This window comes from Nitrosomonas sp. (genome assembly GCF_040240425.1).
Classification (GTDB): Bacteria; Pseudomonadota; Gammaproteobacteria; order Burkholderiales; family Nitrosomonadaceae; genus Nitrosomonas.
Window position 1 is genome coordinate 65046 of sequence record NZ_QPHG01000011.1, and the last position, 21680, is coordinate 86725.

Here is a 21680-nt window from a genome sequence, read left to right on the forward strand (position 1 = left end):
TGCTCCTAACGTAAAGTTGATGCCTATGATGAAAGAAGCAAGACCTACTCCTTTTTTGTTTGTTGATACGGAAATGGTTGAGTATATTTGTAACTCGAAAGATGGGCTTCGTACCTTAGCCCATCCTACGGCCCTCCGCTAGATTTTATTGTTATGTGTTTCCTGTATATTCTTTCATTTTATCTAAGAATTCCTCTGCAAGTTTCTCCGGTTCGGTCTTGGAGAGATAAGCCACTTCGACTCCTGTCAGCAATGCCATAGCGTTTACGAATCCGGCAATAGCAATAATGTCGCTTTCTGGGTAGTTCGATTCTATAAAGTCGTTTGAATTTCTACTTAATACTTGAACTGATCCAGTATGTGTAAATCCATTGAGCGTGGTCCAGCCAGCTTTTTTTGCATTTGATATTACTCCAACTGCGTAACCATCTAACTTTTCGATGTCATCGATAAGCTCATGAAAGGTTGGGTCAAGTTTACCTTTCAGAAATCGAGTGACTTGAGAATCCGTTGCACATTTGTGTAGCCAAATTCCACGGACATATCCCTCAAATACCGATCTCGCGAGAGTAAATGCCGAACCGTAAAGTTTATTTTCGAGAAGTATAGAGATCGCCACTTGATGCTCCAAGACTGTATCGAAGCATCCGGCTGCGGTGCGAGTACGCTCATCACTCGATATCTCTAAACCGTCAAGTTTCTTTTGAAGCCAAATGGCAATGTTCTTGGATTCGTCTACGTAGCTCATAGTTGCGCGTAACGTAAAAGTGAGGAGCTGCGCGCTTTTGCGCTGTCCTTCTTGAATGAAGGGTTAGCCAACCTATGGTTTTCCATATTTGTGAGCGAATCGTACCTCTACAATAGTAGCAACAAGCCAAGCGCTGCTTGCCGGTGCTAGCCATAGCAGCAATACGGGGATGGCGAAACTCGAGCAAGGCAATTGAAAGAGAATAAATGCCAAGATAAGTTCAAACACCAATATCAGCATGGCGTTTCCGTGCTCGCGGAGATGACGAAACGACTCCACTACCTCTTTGATTGCGTAATCAGGTTTCTCGCCCTTTCCCTTTGCACGTGCTGTTGATAGATGCTCGTAAAAGATTTCGACTTCACGGAAGTTTGTAGAAAATGCACAAAGTAATGGAAATACTTGGAGGGTAAGTATGCCAGCTAGCACTAATGCTGGCACCGTAGGTGCCAGATATAGCGAAAGTGTGACAGAAACTATGATTGAGGCGGCGAGACAAAGGATAAATATACGTGGGCGATTGTATAGCTGTGTGAAACGCAAGTGTTCTCGTGCGGCGTGTAGCGCTAAAACTGGCGCGCTTGCAATGTAGCAGAAGGCGAATCCGACAGCTCCAAATAATGATAGGTCTTTGAAAGATGCATCCGTAAATTGCGTAAGAGAAGAAAGCAGTGACACATATGGGGAGCTTGGAATTAGATTAAGCGCTGCGACAACACCAGCCCCGACTACCGTGCCGACGAAGTACCGTACTGCGTAATATTCCCACCATCTGTTTCCATTGTCATTATCGCTCATAGAACCTCGATTATTTATGATGGCTGGCTAACGTAATATATAAGTCATTTTGTCCAATAATCCTGGCGAAAATGTCCTATAACCACGGAGAATATTATCTATCATCATGTTTTAATAGTAATTGACAAATTGAATAAGACAGTTAATTGAATCTAATACGATAATGTTGTCAGCTATAAAATTGTTCCGTCTAGCCCATTAGCGCATAAAAGGCATGTAAAAGCCAATATCTCATAGAGTAACACTCTATTATTTTTGATCACAAGCTTCATCCGGCGATTCGGTTGCAGCTCCAACAATCGAAGCGATCCGGGATCAGCAATTAGGCTGCTACCGCTCAACCAACACCACCTCAGCAACCTTAACCGCATCATCCCTCCGATATCGCAATTCCACTTTCTCCCCCGCCTTCAGTGTGCGCAAAATCGCCGCATACGACGCCAAGTCGCTAACCGGTTGTCCGGCCAATTGAATCAGAATGTCGCCCGGTTGCAGTCCGGCTTGTTGCGCGGGTGAGCCGGGGAGAGTGTTGTCGATGCGAACGCCTTCGCCTTGATAAGAGAAATCCGGGACGGTGCCGAGGCTGGTTGTACGTTTTTCCTTCGGTGCGGCGGATTCGGCGGGAGCGGGAGCTGCCGATAGCGTGACCGTCAGCGGTTCGATGCGGTTGGCGAGGTATTCGGTGGCTCCTTTTAGGATCGCGGCAACTTTGACCAGTCCGGCGGTGTCGATTTTGTCGGCGGTGTCTCCGGGGGCGTGGTAGTCCTCGTCCGCACCGCGATGGATTTTGCCTTGATGCGCGGCGCGCACGTCCGGCCAGCTGGTGCCTTCCGCAATATCTCATTCGCTCGTTCCCATACTTCCGGTGAATAACTGATTTGATCCTTCATCTTCTCCTTTCGAATCATTTTATCTCCGAAAACCCGGGACGATTCAAGGGGACAACTTCAATACTGGGTTAAGCCATAAGGTTACACTCGTATATACATCTAATTTTACAGATGAAATAATAAATCCGTCATGAAAGATAAAAAACATGACACCTCGTCTTAATCAGTACAACTACATAAACTGGTGGTTGAAAGCTTCCGAGGTTTTTTAGGGCATATCCATTTTTTGAAAATTAATAACGCGCTAAACCTTCACAAAAGCAAAAGGGTTTGCAAATGGATTAAATCTCCTTCTTACGCGCAGTATTTGTGGATAAAGCGATTTTTTTACCGAAGAAGTATGGGAGCATAGTATGAATCAAATTGTACTGATCGCTTTACGAAGACCATATACCTTTGTAGTTCTTTCAATTCTGATCGTTATATTTGGAATCAGAGCGATACGGCATGCACCGACCGATGTTTTTCCCGCTATCAAAATTCCCGTAATTTCTGTAGTTTGGGCTTACGCCGGCATGTTGCCGCTGGATGTGTCCGGTCGTATCACTTTTTACTTCGAGCGCATGCTGACCTCGACGGTGGAAGGTATCTCGGATATCGTCAGTCAAGCGTACTATGGCATCAGCATCACAAATATTTTTCTTCAGCCCCATACTAACCTCCCTGGTGCTGAAGCGGAAGTCACAGCGATAAGCCAGACCATTGTCAACGCGCTGCCACCGGATATTTCGCCGCCAATGATCATGCGTTTGGAAGCATCTTCGGTAGCGGTTGCCAGTCTGCAGGTTACCTCAGATGAGATGACGCCGGCAGAACTCTATAATCTAGCTTATACGCAAATCAGACCCTTGCTTGTAGTGATCCCGGGGGCGATTCTTCCGCATCCTTACGGTGGAAAACCCAAACAGCTTTTGGTGTCCCTCGATAAAGACAAAATGTTGGCTCGTAATGTGTCGCCAACGGATATCCATGCGGCCTTCGATCGACAGAATATTGTGTTGCCCGCGGGTGACATGAAGATCGGTCAGACAGACTGGATGGTTCAAACAAACGCGATGCCGCCCAATATCGAGGAATTCAATGAGATTCCGATTAAAAGAGAAGGCAATTCCTTCGTGTTCTTGCGTGACGTCGCCGATGTTCAGCTTGCAGGTCCCCCGCAAACAAACTCCGTAATGGTGGATGGTAAACAGGCTGTCATTATTGTCGTCATGAAAAGTGGTGAGGCATCGACCCTGGACGTAGTCAACGGCATCAGGGCAGCGCTTCCGCGTATCAAGGAGATCGTGCCGTCTCATGTGGATGTCAAAATCATTACCGATGCATCGCTCTTCGTGAGGGAATCCATTGAGGAGGTAACACATGAGATGGCGATCGCTGGTCTGCTTGTCGGCTTGATTGTCATGCTCATGTTGGGCTCATGGCGTCCCATGGTAGTCGTTACGACTTCAATTCCGTTGTGTATTTTAACCTCCCTTATCTTCCTGCAAGTGCTGAATGAGTCGATGAACGTCATGACGCTGGGAGGATTGGCGCTAGCGGTAGGGATTCTTGTCGATGACGCGACAGTGATGATAGAGAACATCGATACACACCTGGAGATGGGTAAAGGACTCGATGAAGCAATCATTGATGCGGCAAATCAAATCGTTATTCCGACGCTGCTTGCTACATTATGCATATGCATTGTCTGGTTGCCGCTGTTCACGCTTTCTGGCGTATCGGGTTTTCTGTTCAAGCCAATGGCGCTGGCGGTGATATTTGCTATGCTGGCGTCCTTCATTCTGTCGCGTACGCTTGTACCGACCATGGCGAAATATCTGATTAAGCATCCTCATGCAGAGGAACACGAAAAGGAATCGCACCAGAGCGATGAAAAGCCAGCGGGGAGGTTTGCCGGTTTTCAGCAGAGATTAAAGCATCATATGGGAATTTTCTCCCGTTTTCAGAAGGGATTCGAGGCTCGCTTTCTTCAATTCTGTGTTTGGTATAGCGGATTGCTCGAATACACAATTGAAAATCGCCGTCGACTTGCAACGATCATGCTGGCTTTCGCGCTTATCTCTCTTATTTTGTTCTACTTCAACGGACGTGATTTCTTTCCTGAAGTCAGATCGGGAACCATCCAGATGCACATGCGGGCGCCTCTCGGTACACGGATGGAATCCACAAACCGCATTGCCACGCTTGTTTCTAACGATATCAAAGAATTGCTTCCCGGGCAGGTCGAAGATATCGTCAGTAATTGCGGCATACCCGTCGGACCGCATAACCTAGCGTTTATTCCGACGCCCACCATCGGAACGCAGGATTGCGATCTCACAATTACCCTGTTCAACGAAAAATCGGCAGTGTGGGATCTCCGTGAAATTCTTCATAAAGGTTTGAAAGAGCGCTATCCAGGAAGTGAATTCACATTTCAGCCAGCCGATCTGATAGCGAAAATTTTGAATTTCGGTTCTCCTTCTCCAATTACTGTTCAGATTAACGGGATGGACATATACGGAAACTACGAGTATGCACGCCAACTGCAAGCTAAGCTACGTAAAATTCCTGGTTCCTCCGACGTAGTCATCCAGCAAACCATGCGCACGCCAACTATGTTTGTCGAAGGCCAAAGAACATTTGGACTCGGTGTTAACAAGAGTGAAACGGACATTGCTCTGAATATGTTGATAACCACTAATGGAACCCAGCAGATCGATCAGAAATACTGGCTGGATCTGAAAACCGGGGTTTCCTATCAGATCAATATATATAACCCTCAACCTCAGGTCGCAAGTGTAAATGACTTGAACACGATTCCTGTCAAGAAGATAGGGGATGACGGTCTGGATCAGGACTATCAACTCCTAGGCAATCTAACGAAACTATCACCGGTAGGAACACCCGGTCTGGTTACCCATAGGGGTATCATGCCGTTGATCGAGGTCTATGTATCTGCCGAAGGGCGTGGGCTTGGCGGTGTGCTGGATGATGTCAAGAAGATTGTTGATGAGATGGACGATTTAGTCCCTCGTGGTTCCGAAGTTCAAATCGCCGGTCAAGCCGCGAATATGGTTACTACCTATGGCGAACTGATTATCGGCCTCATAGCGGCTGTCGTGCTGATCTATCTCCTGCTTGTCATCAATTTTCAATCATGGTTGGATCCTTTCATCATCATTACAGCATTGCCGGGTGCGTTAGCAGGCATTGCCTGGGCTTTATTCCTGACCCAAACGAACATTTCCGTACCGGCTCTGACAGGCGCCATCATGGCGATGGGAACGGCCACGGCGAATTCCATACTGGTCGTGTCCTATGCACGGGAGCGCATCCAAATTCATGGCGATCCGTTGTTAGCCGCGATTGAGTCAGGCAAAGCGCGTATTCGTCCTGTACTGATGACTGCAGCAGCCATGATTATGGGCATGCTTCCGATGGCTATGGGAGGATCCACCAATGCGCCGCTGGGTCGTGCGGTTATCGGCGGCTTGACGTTCGCAACTGTGTATACCCTGTTTTTTGTTCCCTGTGTGTACGCCGTCATCTATTACAGCCGCAAGCGAAGCGTTTCTAAAAATGAGCAGCAAGACGCCCTTCAACAAGGAGACTCATGATATGGAGAAATCAAAGCAAAAAAGCATGATGATTTTGGTGATCGTTCTTGGGGTCGCCTACATGGGTTATCGGGTCATTGAATCCAGAGGAAACATGGCCGCTTTAGAAGAAAAAGCGATTGAAAATGACACTCCGACAGTAGCTATCGTTTATGCCAAGCCACTGCCTTCTACAGAAACCATCAAGCTTCCGGGTACTATTCAGGCTTGGTTTCAGGCGCCGATCTATGCCCAGGTATCCGGTTATGTGAAGATGTGGCACAAGGATTGGGGAGCGATTGTGAAAAAAGGGGATGTCCTTGCCGAAATCTATGCGCCGGCTCTTGATGCTAAATACCGGCAAAGCAAGGCGGATCTGGAGTCGGAAATAGCCCTTAATAATCTTGCTAAACTCACTGCGGAACGATATATCGCCTTGCGAAAAAACCAGGCGGTATCCGAGCAAGCGATTTCGGTAAAGGTTGCCGAAGCAAAAGCCCAACAGGCAAAGGTCAATGCCGCCAAACAAAGAGTCAGTAACTATGAAGCATTAATTCAGTTCAAAACAATTGTTGCGCCGTATGACGGTGTAGTCATTAACCGTAGCATTAATGTGGGAGACTTCATCAATAAGGAAGGCACTATCAGTACACCGGAAGGTGAAGTCCGCAATCTTTTTACTGTCGCGGACATCAGCCGGTTGCGTTTGTTTGTCAATGTACCTGAGGCATACGGTGCTGTTATGCATGATGGCTTGAAAGCCGATTTAACGGTGCCGCAATTTTCCAACCGGCATTTCACTGCCGAATTTTTAACTACTGCGCGCGGCTTCAATGAGAGTACACGTACGGTGGTCACCCAATTCGTGATTGAAAATGAAGAGCGGGACCTGTGGCCTGGCTCCTATGCATCAGTCAATCTGACCGTAGAGGTTGCGCATAATCATCTCTCGATTCCATCCAGCTCGATGGTATTTGATGAAATGGGAGTTCGAGTTGCCTATGTAGATGAAAATGACCGTGTTCGCTTCAAGCCAATCACGGTAACCAGGTTCCTCGACGCTACTGTTGAAGTAAGCGGGGGCGTCACGACAGAGGACCGACTGATAAACAATCCCAGCGCTGCCCTGCTTGAAGGCGACCTGGTGAAAATTGTAACGCCCAGACCGGGATATGACATGATCAATGAACCAGTGGAATCACGTGAGAAGTCGAAATCAGCCTCACATCCAAAAATGCCGGATCCGAGCCCAAAACAAGCGTTAGACGGATAGCATGCACCATAACGATCATTTCAATCATTTGACTATAATTGACTGGCGGCGTAAAAATGGAATCCATATTTTCAAGACTCTATCGTTTCGGCGTAAGATTGGGTGGTTTTTTATTTCTAGCAGTCAGTCTGGCGGCTTGCAGTTCTCTTCCTTTTCCTGCATTTGATCTTTCACCCAAATATCAAGAACCTCAATTCGTTGTTCCGGATTCTTGGGAGGGCACGAGTTCTTTCGTTAAGGCTAATCCGTCGGATGATGTACTCCGGCCCGATTGGTGGAAGCTATATGACGATCCAATTCTTGACAGTCTCGTAGAACAGGCGATGGCAGCCAATCCAGACTTGCATGCTGCAGCCGAAAGGTTTATTCAAGCACGTTATGCAATGATGAAGGCACGATCTCGATATTTCCCCCAAATGGGTTTTGGGTTTGGTGGCAACAATAACAGACAATCCGACCATACCCTCTTCCGTGCCCCCGGAGAACCTGATAGTGATACTCAAGTTCTCATGGATGGAATCGCATCTTGGGAACCGGATTTCTGGTCGAAACTCCGGAATGCTGCACAAGCCAAAATCTATCGTGCTGAGGAACGCGCGGCCGATTATGGACTGGCACGCCTTATTCTACAGGCGGAAATTGCATCGAATTATTTCACACTGCGTGGACTGGATGCACAAATCGCGATTTACAAACAGTCGATCGACCTTTATAACTACTCATTAACTGTTGTAGAGACTCAATTCGAAGGCAAGATCGCTTCTGCTCTCGACGTAGCGCGTGCTGAGTCTCTGTTGTACGCTACTGAGTCAAAATTGGCTCTGATGCATGGTGAGCGCAAAGTGATGGAACAGGCTATCGCAATTCTCCTTAATCTTGCCCCAGCTAGTTTTAAACTCGAACCGGTAGATAACCTCCTTGCCGCGAATTTTAGCCTTCCACAGACAGTTCCATCTACTTTACTAGAACGCCGGCCCGATATTGCCGCTATGGAGCGCCGGATGGCACAGGCTAACCGCACCATTGGAATTGCACGCGCCGCTTTTTTTCCAAACGTATCCTTCCGGCTTGGAGGAGGGCTTGAGGATTCCGGACTCAATCTGCTTAGCTTGGCTAACAGTTTCTGGGCTTATGGTTCCTCTTTTTCCATTCCACTTTTCCAAGGTGGGTACCGTCGGGCGCAGTTACAACAATCATGGTCGGTCTATCGCGAGACAGAAAATTTATATCGCTCGACCGTACTGAACGCTTTTCGCGAAGTTGAGAATAACCTGACCCAGACTCATTGGATAACTATTGCTGCCGAGCGGCAGGATGCCGCCGTCGAAGCTGCACGTAAAACACAAAACCTTACCATGGAACTCTATAAGGGCGCTTTGGCATCCAGTCTTGAACTCATTTATTCCCAACTCGGTACGCTGACGGCAAGTATCGATTCTGTACAGATCAAGACTGATCTACTGAAAGCATCGGTGGCGCTTATTCGTGCGCTTGGAGGAGGCTGGAATCGCGATCAATTACCCGCCGACAACGAAATTCAACCCTTTGACGTATTGCAATATACTGATCTTGATAAGCCAGCACCAGCCGGAGAGATTGACGTCGATGCGAATCCTGCCGATAGAAACAACAGAAACAATAATTTAACAAAACCCTCAGTTGAATCCTCGTACATAAAAGTACGTAAATCGCCTTAAGCGCAGAAGCTTTGGAGTTGTTTCCTTTGAACTAGGTTAGGTAATGGCGCTGCAAGCAAGCCGGTTCTGACGAGTACATGGGTACCGGTTGCTTTTCATGGTTGCGCTACTTGGATGGTTACTTGGTCGGTCGATTGAAAGGATTTTCTGATACCTTCGGCGCATCCTCGCCAATCATCACTGGCCCACCGTTCCGCCAGACGACGGCGTACTGGCCCAAGCGGCGTTTCCTTTCAAGTGCCTGCGTTACTGCTTTTTGCAGGGAATCCAGGATTACTTGGCTTTCTTTGGAGGGCGTTGTTTTCAGTGTAACTTTCATTCCGTGATGCTCGTTAATAACTGGCGATAATAAATTTCGTGAAGAATATCACGACTGCCGCCTTTTTGTTCAAACACTAAAATGGGACTTTCACCATCATTCATGAAACAAATGCAGCGATCGACCTTGTGGCTGAATACATTGAGCAAATTAACCAAGCTGCGCGGGAAACGCCGCTCGATGTCGCGCAACGGAATATTGTGGCCGCCATGCGCAACCCTTTCCGCGACACGCATTTCCGATATCCTGGCGCTGGGCAAAGCAAGATAAATCAATTCCACCTGCCAGCCATCACGTTGCAGCCGATGGATCAGGCGCAAATAACTACGGCCTGAAAGCGTGGTTTCAAATGCAAAATTCTCGCGGCGCTTGATGTTTTCTTCGATCTCGTTCAAAAAGATGCGGCTTGCCGCAATAAGTTCGCGTTCCGGTGCCAGTGGAGAAAGACCGGCTGCAATCAGATCGGCATTAACAAAATGAGTGCAGCTCGCCACTTTGGACAGATATTCCAGTGCGAATGTGGTTTTACCCGCACCGTTGGGGCCGGCAATGATCCAGCAGGTGAGCATTAAGTAATTTCCTTACGTTTGTTCTGCGTACATTCTTTGGATGATTGGAACGGACATTCGATTTGCCAAATCGACCAAAAACTTGATTTCTTATCAATCAATATCCAGAAAATCGAAACGTCCAACACGCAAGAGATTTTCTCGTGCGCGTTCAGCATTTTTCTGAACATGCGGATCTTCGCTATTAAGACCCGCCTTCAGGATGGGTTTTGCTTCTTCGACTTGTATATAGAGATTGTTATTTTGGTCGATCAAATCCGTGAGCTTGGCAAAGCATTCTACGACCTGAGTCGTATGGCTTGCGAGCATTTTGTTTAGCACTTTCAGTTCAATCGAAAGATATACGTTATTTTTTGTTTTACCGACATCAAGAATCTTCAAATAAGTGTTCAAACGCCAATCAGGATCGAGGCATTCTGCAGCCAACCAATAAGTAAATTTCTGTAATTCTTCAGGCTCGTTAATTTCAAATCGCCAGTCGAAAAAAGCAATGATGCGATCAATCAAATTGGGTTCCAAGGATTTCCCGCTATTTTTCAACGAATGACCGACGTAATTGAAAATATTTACCCAGTACTGGTGGTTTTCAGCCGTCTTTTCGTAGAACCTTTCCAGCAGGCTTTTTTCACCTGTTAGTGGAAAGACTTCCCATAGATAGTAAGTAAAAAGGTGCTGTCCAAGATTATCAACGACCTTCGTTTCAAGCGATTTCATGGTTTCTAGCTCATCCAAATGTTCGAGCGCAAACACAAAATCTTCTCGCAGAACAACAAAAATTTCCTTAACCGGGCGATTAAATTTTAAATAATTGCCAAAAGCTTCTAACCAAAAGGCAATGTTTCCCTGTGGAAAAAAGTTAGTTTTGTGTCGGATACCCCATTCATGATTCAAATTAAAAACGCGAGCATAGTTCATACCAAGAATTGCATACTCTGGTTTTGTAAGTGGAAATTCTGTATCGGGTTTAAAACGTTCTTCGAGTATCTCTGTAACTTCCAGTACTTGGTCATTCGGTGAATGTCGGCGGACCCAGAAGCCAAAATTGACAAGCTTTTCCAGTGCCAAGCTTCGATTATTATTAAGCGCCTCTATGAGCGAATCATCATGATTCAATATAACTGGTTTATTACGATCCAATCGCCAGTCAAACTGACTACACAAAAAACGCAGTAACTTTGCTAAACCATCTCTTGCACTAACTGGAGTATCACTATCCTTATCCAAACATGCGTCAAGGAAATCTATCACGGCACGCCGCGAACTTCGCCAATCTGGATTATCTTTTGACTCATCACTTCGCCTCAACTCTTCTTTCTTTTCAATGTCAGGATGTGATAAAACCCAATTGCAGACTTCAATCCATTGCTCTAACTTTTCGAAATGATGTTCCTTTATGAGTTCTTGCATGGCTTTAACCAAAAGTCTGATGTAGATAGGCCGTTCAATACGCATGTAATTTTTTAGCCAAAATGACAAGCGATTTCCATTAACAATAATTGAATTTTTGAAAACCGACTGAAAAGCCTCAGCTAATGCCCCAATGTTGATTTCAGTAAACCAGTCGTCCTTGTCACGATGTATTTCCTGCCAATCATTGATGTAATCAAGTAATTGTTCGTCCGTTAGTTTCGCTAATACTTCAGGCGGTAGGGGGCTTCTATAAGACACATATCCACTTCTAGATTCACTCACAGGCACATAATCTTCATCAGACAATGGTTTGTTCTTAAATTCATTCTCTAGCTCGTTGAAGTAGCTTTGATACTTTCCACTTAGCAGATTCTTAAAAGGATGTAATTGTTTTCGATGAAAATTACGTTGCAACTGTCGGAATTTTTCTTCAGTAAAGTTTGCTCCCATCCATTCACGGAAGTCCTCTCTCGGTGGGCCGCTCAGAATAGCAGCGAAAATTTCCATACGTTTATCGTTACTGAGCAAGGGAGCGCCAAAATGCTCGCAAGCTTTACGGATCATCAATTGAAATTCTTTGTGATAATCCCACTTGTCATAGTCTTTGTACTCGAGAATGAACTCGCGTATCCAAGGTAAAGTCTGGTCACTTGGATTTAACGCATAAAGATGCTGGCGTAAACGCTTAAAAACTTTCCTTTGCTGTTTCCGCAACACTTGATCGAGCGCTTCAATTAATTCAGGGTTTATTTCGTAAACTTTTTCGCAAGCGAAAGTCAATGTAAGAACCAAAGATTCTTTGGATTCTTGGTGATCTTGATCCGGGTGATTGAGGTGACGGCACCATATTTCAGAAAAATCTTCATCGTTACCTTTTTCAAGATCATCTTTATGAGTGCTCAGTAGGATCATACTTGCAGTTGCGTCAATTAAAATACACGCGACTTGGTAAGGCTTTTTTTCAATCAATAGACGAATGCCTTTTTCGAGAATCTGCTGATATACCCATTCATCAAAACGTGGTGTTGGTTTTAACATGGTTCTGAAACTGTTTTCAGAGTTTTCTCTTCGCTGTTGCTGCTTTTGCCTGGATCTTGGATCGGATTGGAAGGAGATAAGATTTTTAGTTATTTCTAATGCAGCATCAATTTGATCCTCAGTAATCCAATGAACTAGTAAGTCATGGAAACGATATGCTAAGAATAGATGCTCCAATTTAAAATATTCAAGAATCTTTGGTAAAAGTCTTCTCGAAAACTCTCCTTTCAGACCAAGTGCGATTTCAACAATACCGTCGTAAATTCTTTCATTTTTTGTTTCAGGAATGCTTAATATTATTTGGATGACTTGCTCAGGAGCATCTTGTGAAACATTCTTGAGGTAAAGAAATTCAGGCCAGAACGGAAATTGAACACGGTCATCTGGTAGGTGATTTATTTCAGGAGGGTGTTTGAAAAATCCTCGTTCTATCAGTGGATTAATCCATAATGGGTTCTTAAGTTTAGAAAAAAAATACTGTCGATCAGTTTCTTTTTTAACCGAAGACAGAGCTCTTTCTATTAATTCATCCGTTGGTGTCTTCCAGGATTTCATTCAATTCCTTATTCGTTCATACTGACTACTGGCCGCCACATACAAAAAGCTATGCAAATTACTAAAGTATTTTGCTAAATCAATTTTTTCATCCTTTGAGAAATCGCCTTTCCGAAGATGAGCATGTGCGACAAACCAACGTTTTGCAGATTTCCAGTCTTTAAGAAAATTACCTGGTATCTTATCCTTGATGGAGTAATCAAGGAATGTACTGAAAAACAAGCTATCCGCATCGGAATTCCGGCTTCGACCGGATTCATGTTTGTCTATAAGATCAGTAATTTTCTGACATGCTTGGTAAGGAATTAAATGACCTGATTTTTCGTCAGTTGAACTCTCAATTCCATGATCTCTCCATTCGCTTTTCCAAACATCTTTTATGCCATCAACAAGATCTGGATACTGAACACGTCCTCCTTCTACACCTTTATAAGTCGATGCAAGCGCATTCATTAAATCTCTTCCGGTGTGAGACACAAAAGTAATATATCCATCCGACTCTTGGTTTAAAAAAAGAATGGCGCCTTTATATGCATTTCCAAACACAGGTAAACTTAGCTCTTGTTTGAGCCAATCGTAAACACGCTGTTGCTCTTTGTTTAGTGTCATAAATTAAGGATAATATCTTTGGCTTTATTTTGCTTCGTGACTCATTTTAGAGTGCTGGATTGTAACGCGCCTAACGCTCAACCAACATTACCTCAATCGTATTTACCTTATCTCTACGTCGGTATTCCAATTCTACTTTCTCCCCCGCCTTCAACGTGCGCAAAATCGCCGCATAAGCTGCCAAATCGCTGACAGGTTGTCCGGCCAGTTGAATCAGAATGTCGCCTTGTTGCAGTCCGGCTTGTTGTGCCGGGGAGCCGGGGAGGGTGTTGTCGATGCGCACACCTTCGCCTTGGTACGCGAAATCCGGGACGGTGCCGAGGCTGGCTGTGCGTTTTTCCTTCGGTGTGGCGGATTCGGCGGGAGCGGGCGCTGCCGATAGCGTGACCGTCAGGGGTTCGATGCGGTTGGCGAGGTATTCGGTGGCTTCTTTCAGGATCGCGGCGACTTTGACCAATCCAGCGGTGTCGATTTTGTCGGCGGTGTCGCCGGGGGCGTGGTAGTCCTCGTGTGCGCTGGCGAATAGTTGGATGGCGGGCACGCCAGCTTGGATGAACGCGGCCTGGTCGCTGGAGCCGAAATCGTCTTGCACGGCGTTGACCGGAATGCCGGTGACGAAGCTCGCGCCGCGGAAAATGTGCACCAGCTCGCGCGCGCTGCCGGTACCGAACACCGTGACCGGGTTGTTTTCCAGCCGACCGACGGTATCCAGATTCAACATCGCGATAACTTTTCCAACCGGGAATTGATCGTTGCTGCGGACATAATGCTTGGAGCCGAGCAGATTGGCTTCTTCGCCGGTGAATGCGGTGAAAATGACAGTGCGCTCCGGTTGCCATTTCGGCACGATCTGACGTGCGAGTTCGAGCATCACGGCGATGCCGCTGGCGTTGTCGTCCGCACCGTGATGGATTTTGCCTTGATGCGCGGCGCGCACGTCCGGCCAGCCGGTGCCGAGGTGGTCGTAATGCGCACCGATCACCAGGCTTTGTCCGGCGAGTTGCGGGTTGGTGCCGGGTAGAATACCGACAACATTGCGCAACGTGATATTGCCTTTCGGCAGGCCGACATCCTGTTGCCAAGTCTGGAAATAACTGTTGTCGTCACCGCCGGGCAGCAGGCCGATTTGCTGAAACTGCTTGGCGATATACGTAGCCGCATCGTCCAGCTCCGGCGTGCCGAGTTCGCGACCCTTGTACGATTCGTGCGACAAGTGCGTGATATCCGCCATCATGCGGCTTTCGGAAAACACCGGTGGCAGTTCCGCCAGCGCGCGGCGCGGCTTGGTGATGCCGGTGTGCGTGGTGTGAATCGTGTGGCCGTCTTGCTGTTTGATCCATTGTGTCAGCGGTGATTGCAGAATCGGCCACTGGCCTTTGCCAATGTTGGTCAATTCATCGCCCTTGAACACCAGGTAACTGTACTTGCGGTAATGCGGCAATTTGTTGGCGAGTTCGGCAATGGCCTTGGGGGTGTCGGCGGCGACCCACAACAGCGTTTTGTCCGGATTGGCGGGCTGCCGGGTGCTCAATACCACGGCGTGACCGGCTTGCGGATAGCGTTTATGTTCCAGTTGCAATTGCTGAGATTGAACGGCAACACCACGATCCGTCAGGGCTTTCGGTACGGCATCGGCAAAACGGTTTTGCCAGCCCAGAATCCACACAGTGCGATCTTCCGGTAACGTTTTCAATTGATCGTCGGTGACGATTTCCAGCGGACTCGATTGGGTCTTCTGCCAGTTGGCCGCCAATGCGCGGTAGGCCTCCAGAACGGTTTTTTGTTCGCGCGCGGGCAGGATCAGCAGCGGTTCTTCCGCGCCGAAACCTTGCGACAACGCCGAAGGAATCTCGCGGTTATCCAGACGGCGGAACACGTCGAAATGCGGGTCGAGGTCGATGCGTACCGGGCGGTTGGCAAATGTCATCTCGACCGTTTGTTTGGCTTGCTCGACGACGATATGCGACTCCACCGCCATGTCCTCGCCTTCCAGCGTGATGGAAACCGGCACCTTCAAGCGGTACGGTTCGCCTGGCTGGGTTTGCTCGACTGTTAACGTGAGTTTAAATCCTTCTGTGGTGCGCTCGGTTTCGGCGCTGCGCAGCACCAGATCGGGCGCGCCGGTGCGGTGCACCCATTGCTCGAAGCGCTGCGTCAGATCCTGGCCGGTGCTGGTGTTGAACGTGGCGAGTAAGTCGGCGAACGTCGCTTGCTGGAATTTGAATTGCTGGTAAAAGCGCCGTAGCGCTTTGGTGAATGCGTCGTCACCGAGTTCCTGCCGCAACATGTGGAAAAACATCATGGTTTTGCCGTAACCGACCGCTTCCGAGCTGGCGCTGTGGCGCGACACGAAACGGATAATCGGAAAATCCTTCTCCTTGCCGACGAAGTCGGCGTATTTCTGCAACACATCGCGGCGATATTCGTCGCCTTTGCCGCGTTGCTCGTTAACCAAATGATCGGCGAGATAGGCGGTCAAACCTTCCGCCCAATTGCCTTTGGCGTAATCGACGAACACGCCGTTGCCCCAGTAGTTGTGCAGAATTTCGTGCGGGTACGAGGAATGCAAAATGAACGGCAGGCGGATCACCTTGGAACCGAGCAGCGTGAACGACGGCATGCCGTAGCCGCTTTCCCAGAAATTCTCAACCAATGCGAACTTCGTATAAGGATAGGGGCCGATCAGCTTGTTGTACATGGCGATGTATTGCGCCGTCGCATCCAAATACTTCTGCGCCAGCGGTTGATCGGCGCTACGCAGATACACCATCGCGTTGACCGCACCGGCGGATTGTGTGTAGCGCTGGAATTTCGCGGCGATCAGATAAATATCATCCTGCGGTTGTTTTTCCTCCCAAACCACGTTTTGTGCCGCGCTGGTTTTGTTCTCGCGCTGCAAAGTCCCTTGACTCACCACATCCCAATCGGGGGGCGTCTGAATGTCCAACTGAAACGACACCAGCGCATCACCAAACTGCGGATACCATGCGCTGGCGCTCGCCAGGAACACGCCTTCCGGTGAAATCACGCCCGGTGTGGAACCGAAACTGCGCGAATATTCTTGCCCCGGCCCTTGCACCGCGTGATGGATCTGACCGCCATATTGCAGCGTGAAGGCATCCTGCCCGGGCGGCACAGTCACCGTGTAATGCCGGATCGAAATCGGCCGGGATTTCAACGCGACTTCATTGGCATCGGCTTCGAGCGTGGCATCCTGCACATCGCTAACTGCCAACCCGGCGTGCAAATAGAATTCAAACTGCATCGGTTCTTTGGCATTACGCATGGGATCTGGGATTTGAATCCGGTCTTTGACGCGAATTCCGGAAGTGCCCGGCGATAATTGGATTTTCATGTGGTGGTGGAAGGTTGGATTGCTTGCGGCGGCGATCAGGCTGCTGAAAACGCAAAGGATCGTAAGAAAAAAAGCTGATATGAGTTTTAGTGATGTTCGCATTCTTTTTTAAATCTGGAGGATAGGCTATTGATTGGAATATTCAGATAAACACAATGTTTTACCGTTACCTGCATTCTATATCATCGTGTGTTTACTTTCCTTTTACGGTTATGCTTAAATGCTTTTTCATTTATTGGCGGCAAGACTCTTAAATTTCTATGAAAAAGATGACACAGAAAAACACATTCCATGCTTTGAGCGGTTTTTTATTTCCATTGGCGTTTCTAGCTACAAGCCAAGCGTATGCAAGCGATTTTATCACCGGCGAACAGCAACTTTCCGTCAAGGAAAAACGTGCCGGGGAGGCGTATTACCGGGCGGATTCAAAATGGATGATTTATCAAGCAGAAGTCGCTGATGACAATCCGTTTTATCAGATTTTCTTGAAGAATATCGAATCCGGTGCGGTGACGCAGGTGTCGCCGGGTACTGGTAAAACCACGTGCGCGTGGGTGCATCCTGCGCAGGAAAAAGTATTGTTTTCGTCAACGCATGATGACAAAGAAGCCAAAGCTAAAATGGCGGCCGAGATCGAGCGCCGTAATGCGGGGGAGCAGAAGTCGTATGCGTGGGATTACGATGAGTATTACGATATTTACGAAACCGATTTCAGCGGCGACCATATCAGGAATCTGACCAACACCTTGGGTTACGATGCTGAAGCGTCGTGGTCGCCGGATGGCAAATTGATCGCGTTCGCTTCCAACCGCCGCGCTTACAGCGGTGAATTGTCCGAAGAAGAACAAGCGCTTTTTAAAGCCAATCCGGCATCGATGATTGATATTTACATCATGGACGCCGACGGCTCCAACGTCAAACGCTTGACGCAAACCAAAAGCTACGACGGCGGGCCGTTTTTCAGCCCGGATGGCAAACGCATCGTGTGGCGTCGTTTTTCGGACAATGGCCGCGAAGCGGAAATCTTTACGATGAATATCGATGGTACCGATCAAAAACAAATCACGCGCCTGAATGCGATGTCTTGGGCGCCTTTTTACCATCCTTCAGGCAAGTACATCATTTTTGCGACCAATTTGCACGGGCACCGCAATTTTGAGCTGTACATCGTCGACACCGATGGTCAGAAAGAGCCGGTGCGCGTGACCGATAAGGAAGGTTTTGACGGTTTGCCGGTATTTACGCCGGATGGTAATCACATCACGTGGACCAGCGACCGGACACCCGGCAAGAAGGGGCTGTTATTCCACGGCAAATGGGATCATCAAAAAGCGCTGGAGAGTCTGTCGTTGAAGTAAATCAGTAGTTGTAAGGAATTGAAGCGCTGGCGGATGACAAAAAAGCCAGCGCTTTTTATTTATCCGCTTCCGCAGGATCGGAAAAAAATTTTTCCTTGCGTTTTTGTTCGTCGAAGTAGAGCGATTCATTCGGTTCAAGTTGATTGCCCAGTTTCTGGATTTGCTGCCAGATATCGGGGAATTCACCAAGCCGTTTAAAGCGGCGGGCATTCTTCTTGAAATCTCTTTTGTTGTTGGCTTTGTACAACAATTCAAATAGCAGCAGCCAGCCCGGAATGTCCTGTTTGTTTTTAGCGAGCTGTTTTTGCAGCATTTGAATGGCGGCTTCGGGATTTTCCTGCTCGATCAGCGTGCGCGCTTCGGATACCAGTTGTCCAGGCGGTTCGGGCGGATTCTGCGGTGGTTCGGTTTTTTTCTCGTCACTGCGGCGCAGCAGCAGCGCTTCATATTGATGCCGCTCGGATGGATCGAACGGTAGTGCTGCGTCGCGGGATTTCGCGAGTCTTTCCTTGATTCTTTGATAGTTGCGCGCGATCAGGAAAGCAATCAACAGTATCAGCAAAATTCCGAGAAGAAAGGCATTATCCAAGAGCAGGTCGGATTCCGGCGCAGCTGCATTGGTTTCAACCGGTACAATTGGATTGGGCGGTTGTGGCGTGTCGGCGGGTGGCTGCGGCGCTGTGGCGATATTTTCTGCGGGTTGCACACTACTACTATCAGCAGGCGGTGTTGCAGCTGCTTCCTGGGAAGGTTGCGCAATTTCTTCCGGAGGAATAGGTGATGAACTCTCGCTGCTGCTTGCCGGAACATGGGTCATGAGTATGGCTTGCATCGCGATGATCTGCTTTTCAATGGATTCGATGCGCTTTAGCAGAATATTGAGTTCATTGGTTTCATTTTCAGCAATTTGTTCCAATTGCGCGATCAGTTGCAATGCTTCGTTCAAGCCGGATGTTGCGCTATCCGGAGCCGATGCTTGCGGTGGACGCTTATTCGCGCCGCGGCTTGAGTTGGATGGATGCGCCTTGGTTGCCGGTTTTGCATACTTGCCGATCGTTCTTAAATCCGGGATGTGAATAACGGTGCCAGCCGGTATGGGACGATAGGTCCCATCGGGAAAGTGCTCGGGATTTGTGCGGATAACCGCGCGAACGAATGCGTCACGTGCAACCGCATCGTGCGGAAACATCAAATGACCGATCTGCGGAATATCTTCCCCGGGCAGGATTTGCCACTGCATTCCTGGTCTGGCTGCATTACCGGTTTTTTGCTGAGCGACGTGATCGCGTTCTGAATGTGAAACAGGTACTTCAGCCGAAACCGAAGTACCTGTCAAAAAGAGAAGAATGACAATGAGTAGTTTGCCGCAGGATACAATCATCTAGTTCAAGAAGGTTTTCTATTTACAGTAAGTTGCAATCGCCTTGTTGGCATCGGCTATTTTTCTTTGCCGCAAATCATCGTCCACATAAACCATACCACCGGCTCCATCGGGAATGGTCAGGCGCGGTGAATCGGTGTACATTCTAAGCTGAGTTTGCGCATCTATACATTTTTTTTTGTTCTCTTCCGATTTGCTTTGTTGTTTAGTTTCTTCTTCTCTTCTAAGTTGCCGCCGCTTGTCGAATTCTTCTCTGTCGTCGGATAAATTCCTGGAGTTGTTTTGATTTCCAGCGACCGGCGCGGATTTGATATTTAATCGTTGTTCATCCTGGGCGGCATCCGGCGGAGGCGGTTGATCGGTATATTGTGTTTTGCCGTTTTTATCGACCCATTTATAAATCTGCGCATTGGCGCTGATGCTCATCAACAGAATGATCACTGTCAATACAAAAATTCTCATAGCGTGCTCCAGAACATGAATAATCTGAAATACATCGGTTTCGTATTCATGCAACTTAAAGATTTTTCGCATTAAATCATATTCGCTGGAAATATGCTGCGTTCTTGGCTGATTTGGCACGAAATTCATGTCTGAATTTGGCTATAATGTCGCTTTGCCAAGGATTGTTATCATGCAATTGATTCAAAAAGCATTGACCTTTGATGATGTTCTGTTAATCCCAGCCCACTCGACGGTTTTGCCGCGTGATGTCAGTCTGGCAACGCAATTGACGCGCACCATCAGACTCAATCTTCCGGTACTATCGGCGGCCATGGATACGGTAACCGAAGCACCACTGGCGATTGCCCTGGCGCAGGAAGGCGGCATTGGCATCATCCATAAAAATATGTCGATCGAAGCGCAAGCCGCGCATGTCGCGCAAGTCAAACGTTTCGAAAGCGGTGTGGTTAAGGATCCGGTGACCATCCATCAGAATATGACCGTGCGAGAAGTACTGGAACTGATACGCCAGCACAAGATTTCCGGTTTGCCGGTAGTGAACGGTAAGAAAGTCGTCGGTATCGTCACCAACCGGGATCTGCGTTTTGAGACGAATCTCGATCAGACGATCAAACATATCATGACGCCGAAAAGCCGGTTAGTGACAGTCAAGGAAGATACGTCGCGTGAGGCGGTGCTGGCGCTGTTGCACAAACACCGGCTGGAACGCGTGCTGGTGGTCAACGATCAGTTCGAGCTGTGCGGATTGATTACCGTGAAGGACATCATTAAAACTTCGGAATATCCGCTGGCGTGTAAGGATGAGCAGGAGCGATTGCGCGTGGGGGCGGCGATCGGCGTCGGGGAAGGCAGCGAGGAACGCGCCATTGCATTGGCGGAAGCCGGCGCCGATGTGATTGTCGTTGACACGGCGCACGGTCACTCGCAAAGCGTGCTGGATCGTATCGCGTGGGTCAAAAAGAATTTGCCGTCGGTGCAAGTCATCGGCGGAAACGTGGCGACGGCAGCCGCGGCCAGAGCGCTGGTCGATCATGGCGCGGATGCAGTGAAAGTGGGTATTGGTCCCGGTTCCATTTGCACCACACGCATTGTCGCGGGTGTCGGGATTCCGCAGGTCACCGCGATTCATAATGTTTCCGAGGCGTTAAAAGGGAGCGGTGTGCCGATGATCGCCGATGGCGGTATCCGTTATTCCGGCGATATCGCCAAAGCGCTGGCGGCGGGTGCGAATACTGTGATGCTCGGCGGATTGTTCGCCGGAACGACGGAAGCGCCGGGCGAGATTGAATTGTTTCAAGGGCGATCGTATAAAAGCTACCGCGGCATGGGGTCGTTGTCCGCCATGCAGCAGGGATCGAGCGACCGCTATTTCCAGGACAAAGAACAGAAAAACAACGACAAACTGGTTCCCGAGGGTGTGGAAGGGCGCGTGCCGTTCAAGGGCAGTATTTCTGCCGTGATCCATCAGTTGATGGGTGGCGTCCGTTCGAGCATGGGTTATCTGGGTTGTGAAACCATCGCCGCGATGCACGAAAAAGCGGAGTTTGTCGAAATCACCTCAGCTGGCATCCGTGAATCGCATGTGCACGATGTGCAGATCACCAAAGAAGCGCCTAACTATCACGTCAAATAAG

General features: G+C 48.2%; 15 protein-coding genes. 5 read left to right on the forward strand and 10 right to left on the reverse strand.

Features of this window, described 5'->3' with window-relative positions; genetic code table 11:
* Nucleotides 1-151: 151 nt before the first annotated feature.
* From DU481_RS06125 to DU481_RS06135, 3 genes are all read right to left on the reverse strand, one after another.
* Nucleotides 152-748, reverse strand: coding sequence for a DUF6988 family protein (locus DU481_RS06125; RefSeq protein WP_350133346.1), 597 nt, complete (start codon nucleotides 746-748; stop codon nucleotides 152-154).
* Nucleotides 749-820: 72 nt separating this feature from the next.
* Nucleotides 821-1546, reverse strand: coding sequence for a hypothetical protein (locus tag DU481_RS06130; RefSeq protein WP_350133347.1), 726 nt, complete (start codon nucleotides 1544-1546; stop codon nucleotides 821-823).
* A gap of 330 nt (nucleotides 1547-1876) precedes the next feature.
* Nucleotides 1877-2356 carry a PDZ domain-containing protein gene (locus tag DU481_RS06135; RefSeq protein WP_350133348.1) on the reverse strand — a complete coding sequence of 160 codons (480 nt, stop codon included), beginning with the start codon at nucleotides 2354-2356 and terminating at the stop codon, nucleotides 1877-1879.
* Between the two features lie 433 nt (nucleotides 2357-2789).
* Between DU481_RS06135 and DU481_RS06140 the strand changes: the two genes are divergently transcribed.
* From DU481_RS06140 to DU481_RS06150, 3 genes are read left to right on the forward strand one after another with little or no spacing between them, the layout of a single operon-like run.
* Nucleotides 2790-6038, forward strand: coding sequence for an efflux RND transporter permease subunit (locus DU481_RS06140; protein ID WP_090321457.1), 3249 nt, complete (start codon nucleotides 2790-2792; stop codon nucleotides 6036-6038).
* Nucleotide 6039: 1 nt separating this feature from the next.
* Entirely contained in the window at nucleotides 6040-7290 is a 1251-nt protein-coding gene (locus DU481_RS06145) for an efflux RND transporter periplasmic adaptor subunit (RefSeq protein WP_090321460.1), read from the forward strand.
* Between the two features lie 56 nt (nucleotides 7291-7346).
* A complete protein-coding gene (locus tag DU481_RS06150) occupies nucleotides 7347-8987 on the forward strand; it encodes an efflux transporter outer membrane subunit (protein ID WP_350133349.1) in 1641 nt (546 codons plus the stop codon).
* Between the two features lie 118 nt (nucleotides 8988-9105).
* Here DU481_RS06150 and DU481_RS06155 read toward each other — a convergent pair whose 3' ends face one another.
* The 5 genes from DU481_RS06155 to DU481_RS06175 all read right to left on the reverse strand — a co-directional run bounded on the left by DU481_RS06155 (nucleotide 9106) and on the right by DU481_RS06175 (nucleotide 16842).
* Nucleotides 9106-9306 carry a hypothetical protein gene (locus DU481_RS06155; protein WP_350133350.1) on the reverse strand — a complete coding sequence of 67 codons (201 nt, stop codon included), beginning with the start codon at nucleotides 9304-9306 and terminating at the stop codon, nucleotides 9106-9108.
* Entirely contained in the window at nucleotides 9303-9875 is a 573-nt protein-coding gene (locus tag DU481_RS06160; RefSeq protein ID WP_350133351.1) for an ATPase, read from the reverse strand. The genes DU481_RS06155 and DU481_RS06160 overlap by 4 nt, the downstream gene beginning before the upstream one ends.
* Before the next feature lie 93 nt (nucleotides 9876-9968).
* Nucleotides 9969-12878 (reverse strand): hypothetical protein, encoded by a 2910-nt coding sequence (locus DU481_RS06165; protein WP_350133352.1) that lies wholly within the window; start codon nucleotides 12876-12878, stop codon nucleotides 9969-9971.
* Complete coding sequence (locus tag DU481_RS06170) at nucleotides 12879-13487, reverse strand: hypothetical protein (RefSeq protein ID WP_350133353.1); 609 nt, start codon at nucleotides 13485-13487, stop codon at nucleotides 12879-12881.
* Between the two features lie 70 nt (nucleotides 13488-13557).
* Nucleotides 13558-16842: a M20/M25/M40 family metallo-hydrolase gene (locus DU481_RS06175; protein ID WP_350133354.1), complete on the reverse strand. Its 3285-nt coding sequence runs from the start codon at nucleotides 16840-16842 to the stop codon at nucleotides 13558-13560.
* 269 nt (nucleotides 16843-17111) lie between these two features.
* On the opposite strand from DU481_RS06175, the gene DU481_RS06180 reads away from it, so the two are divergent.
* Nucleotides 17112-18200: a TolB family protein gene (locus tag DU481_RS06180; RefSeq protein ID WP_350133355.1), complete on the forward strand. Its 1089-nt coding sequence runs from the start codon at nucleotides 17112-17114 to the stop codon at nucleotides 18198-18200.
* A gap of 55 nt (nucleotides 18201-18255) precedes the next feature.
* Here DU481_RS06180 and DU481_RS06185 read toward each other — a convergent pair whose 3' ends face one another.
* On the reverse strand, nucleotides 18256-19581 hold the full coding sequence (locus DU481_RS06185) for a type IV pilus assembly protein FimV (RefSeq protein WP_350133356.1): 1326 nt from the start codon (nucleotides 19579-19581) through the stop codon (nucleotides 18256-18258).
* 18 nt (nucleotides 19582-19599) lie between these two features.
* Nucleotides 19600-20043, reverse strand: coding sequence for a DUF4124 domain-containing protein (locus tag DU481_RS06190; protein ID WP_350133357.1), 444 nt, complete (start codon nucleotides 20041-20043; stop codon nucleotides 19600-19602).
* 172 nt (nucleotides 20044-20215) lie between these two features.
* Between DU481_RS06190 and guaB the strand changes: the two genes are divergently transcribed.
* On the forward strand, nucleotides 20216-21679 hold the full coding sequence (gene guaB / locus DU481_RS06195) for an IMP dehydrogenase (protein WP_350133358.1): 1464 nt from the start codon (nucleotides 20216-20218) through the stop codon (nucleotides 21677-21679).
* The last annotated feature ends 1 nt before the right edge of the window (nucleotide 21680 follow it).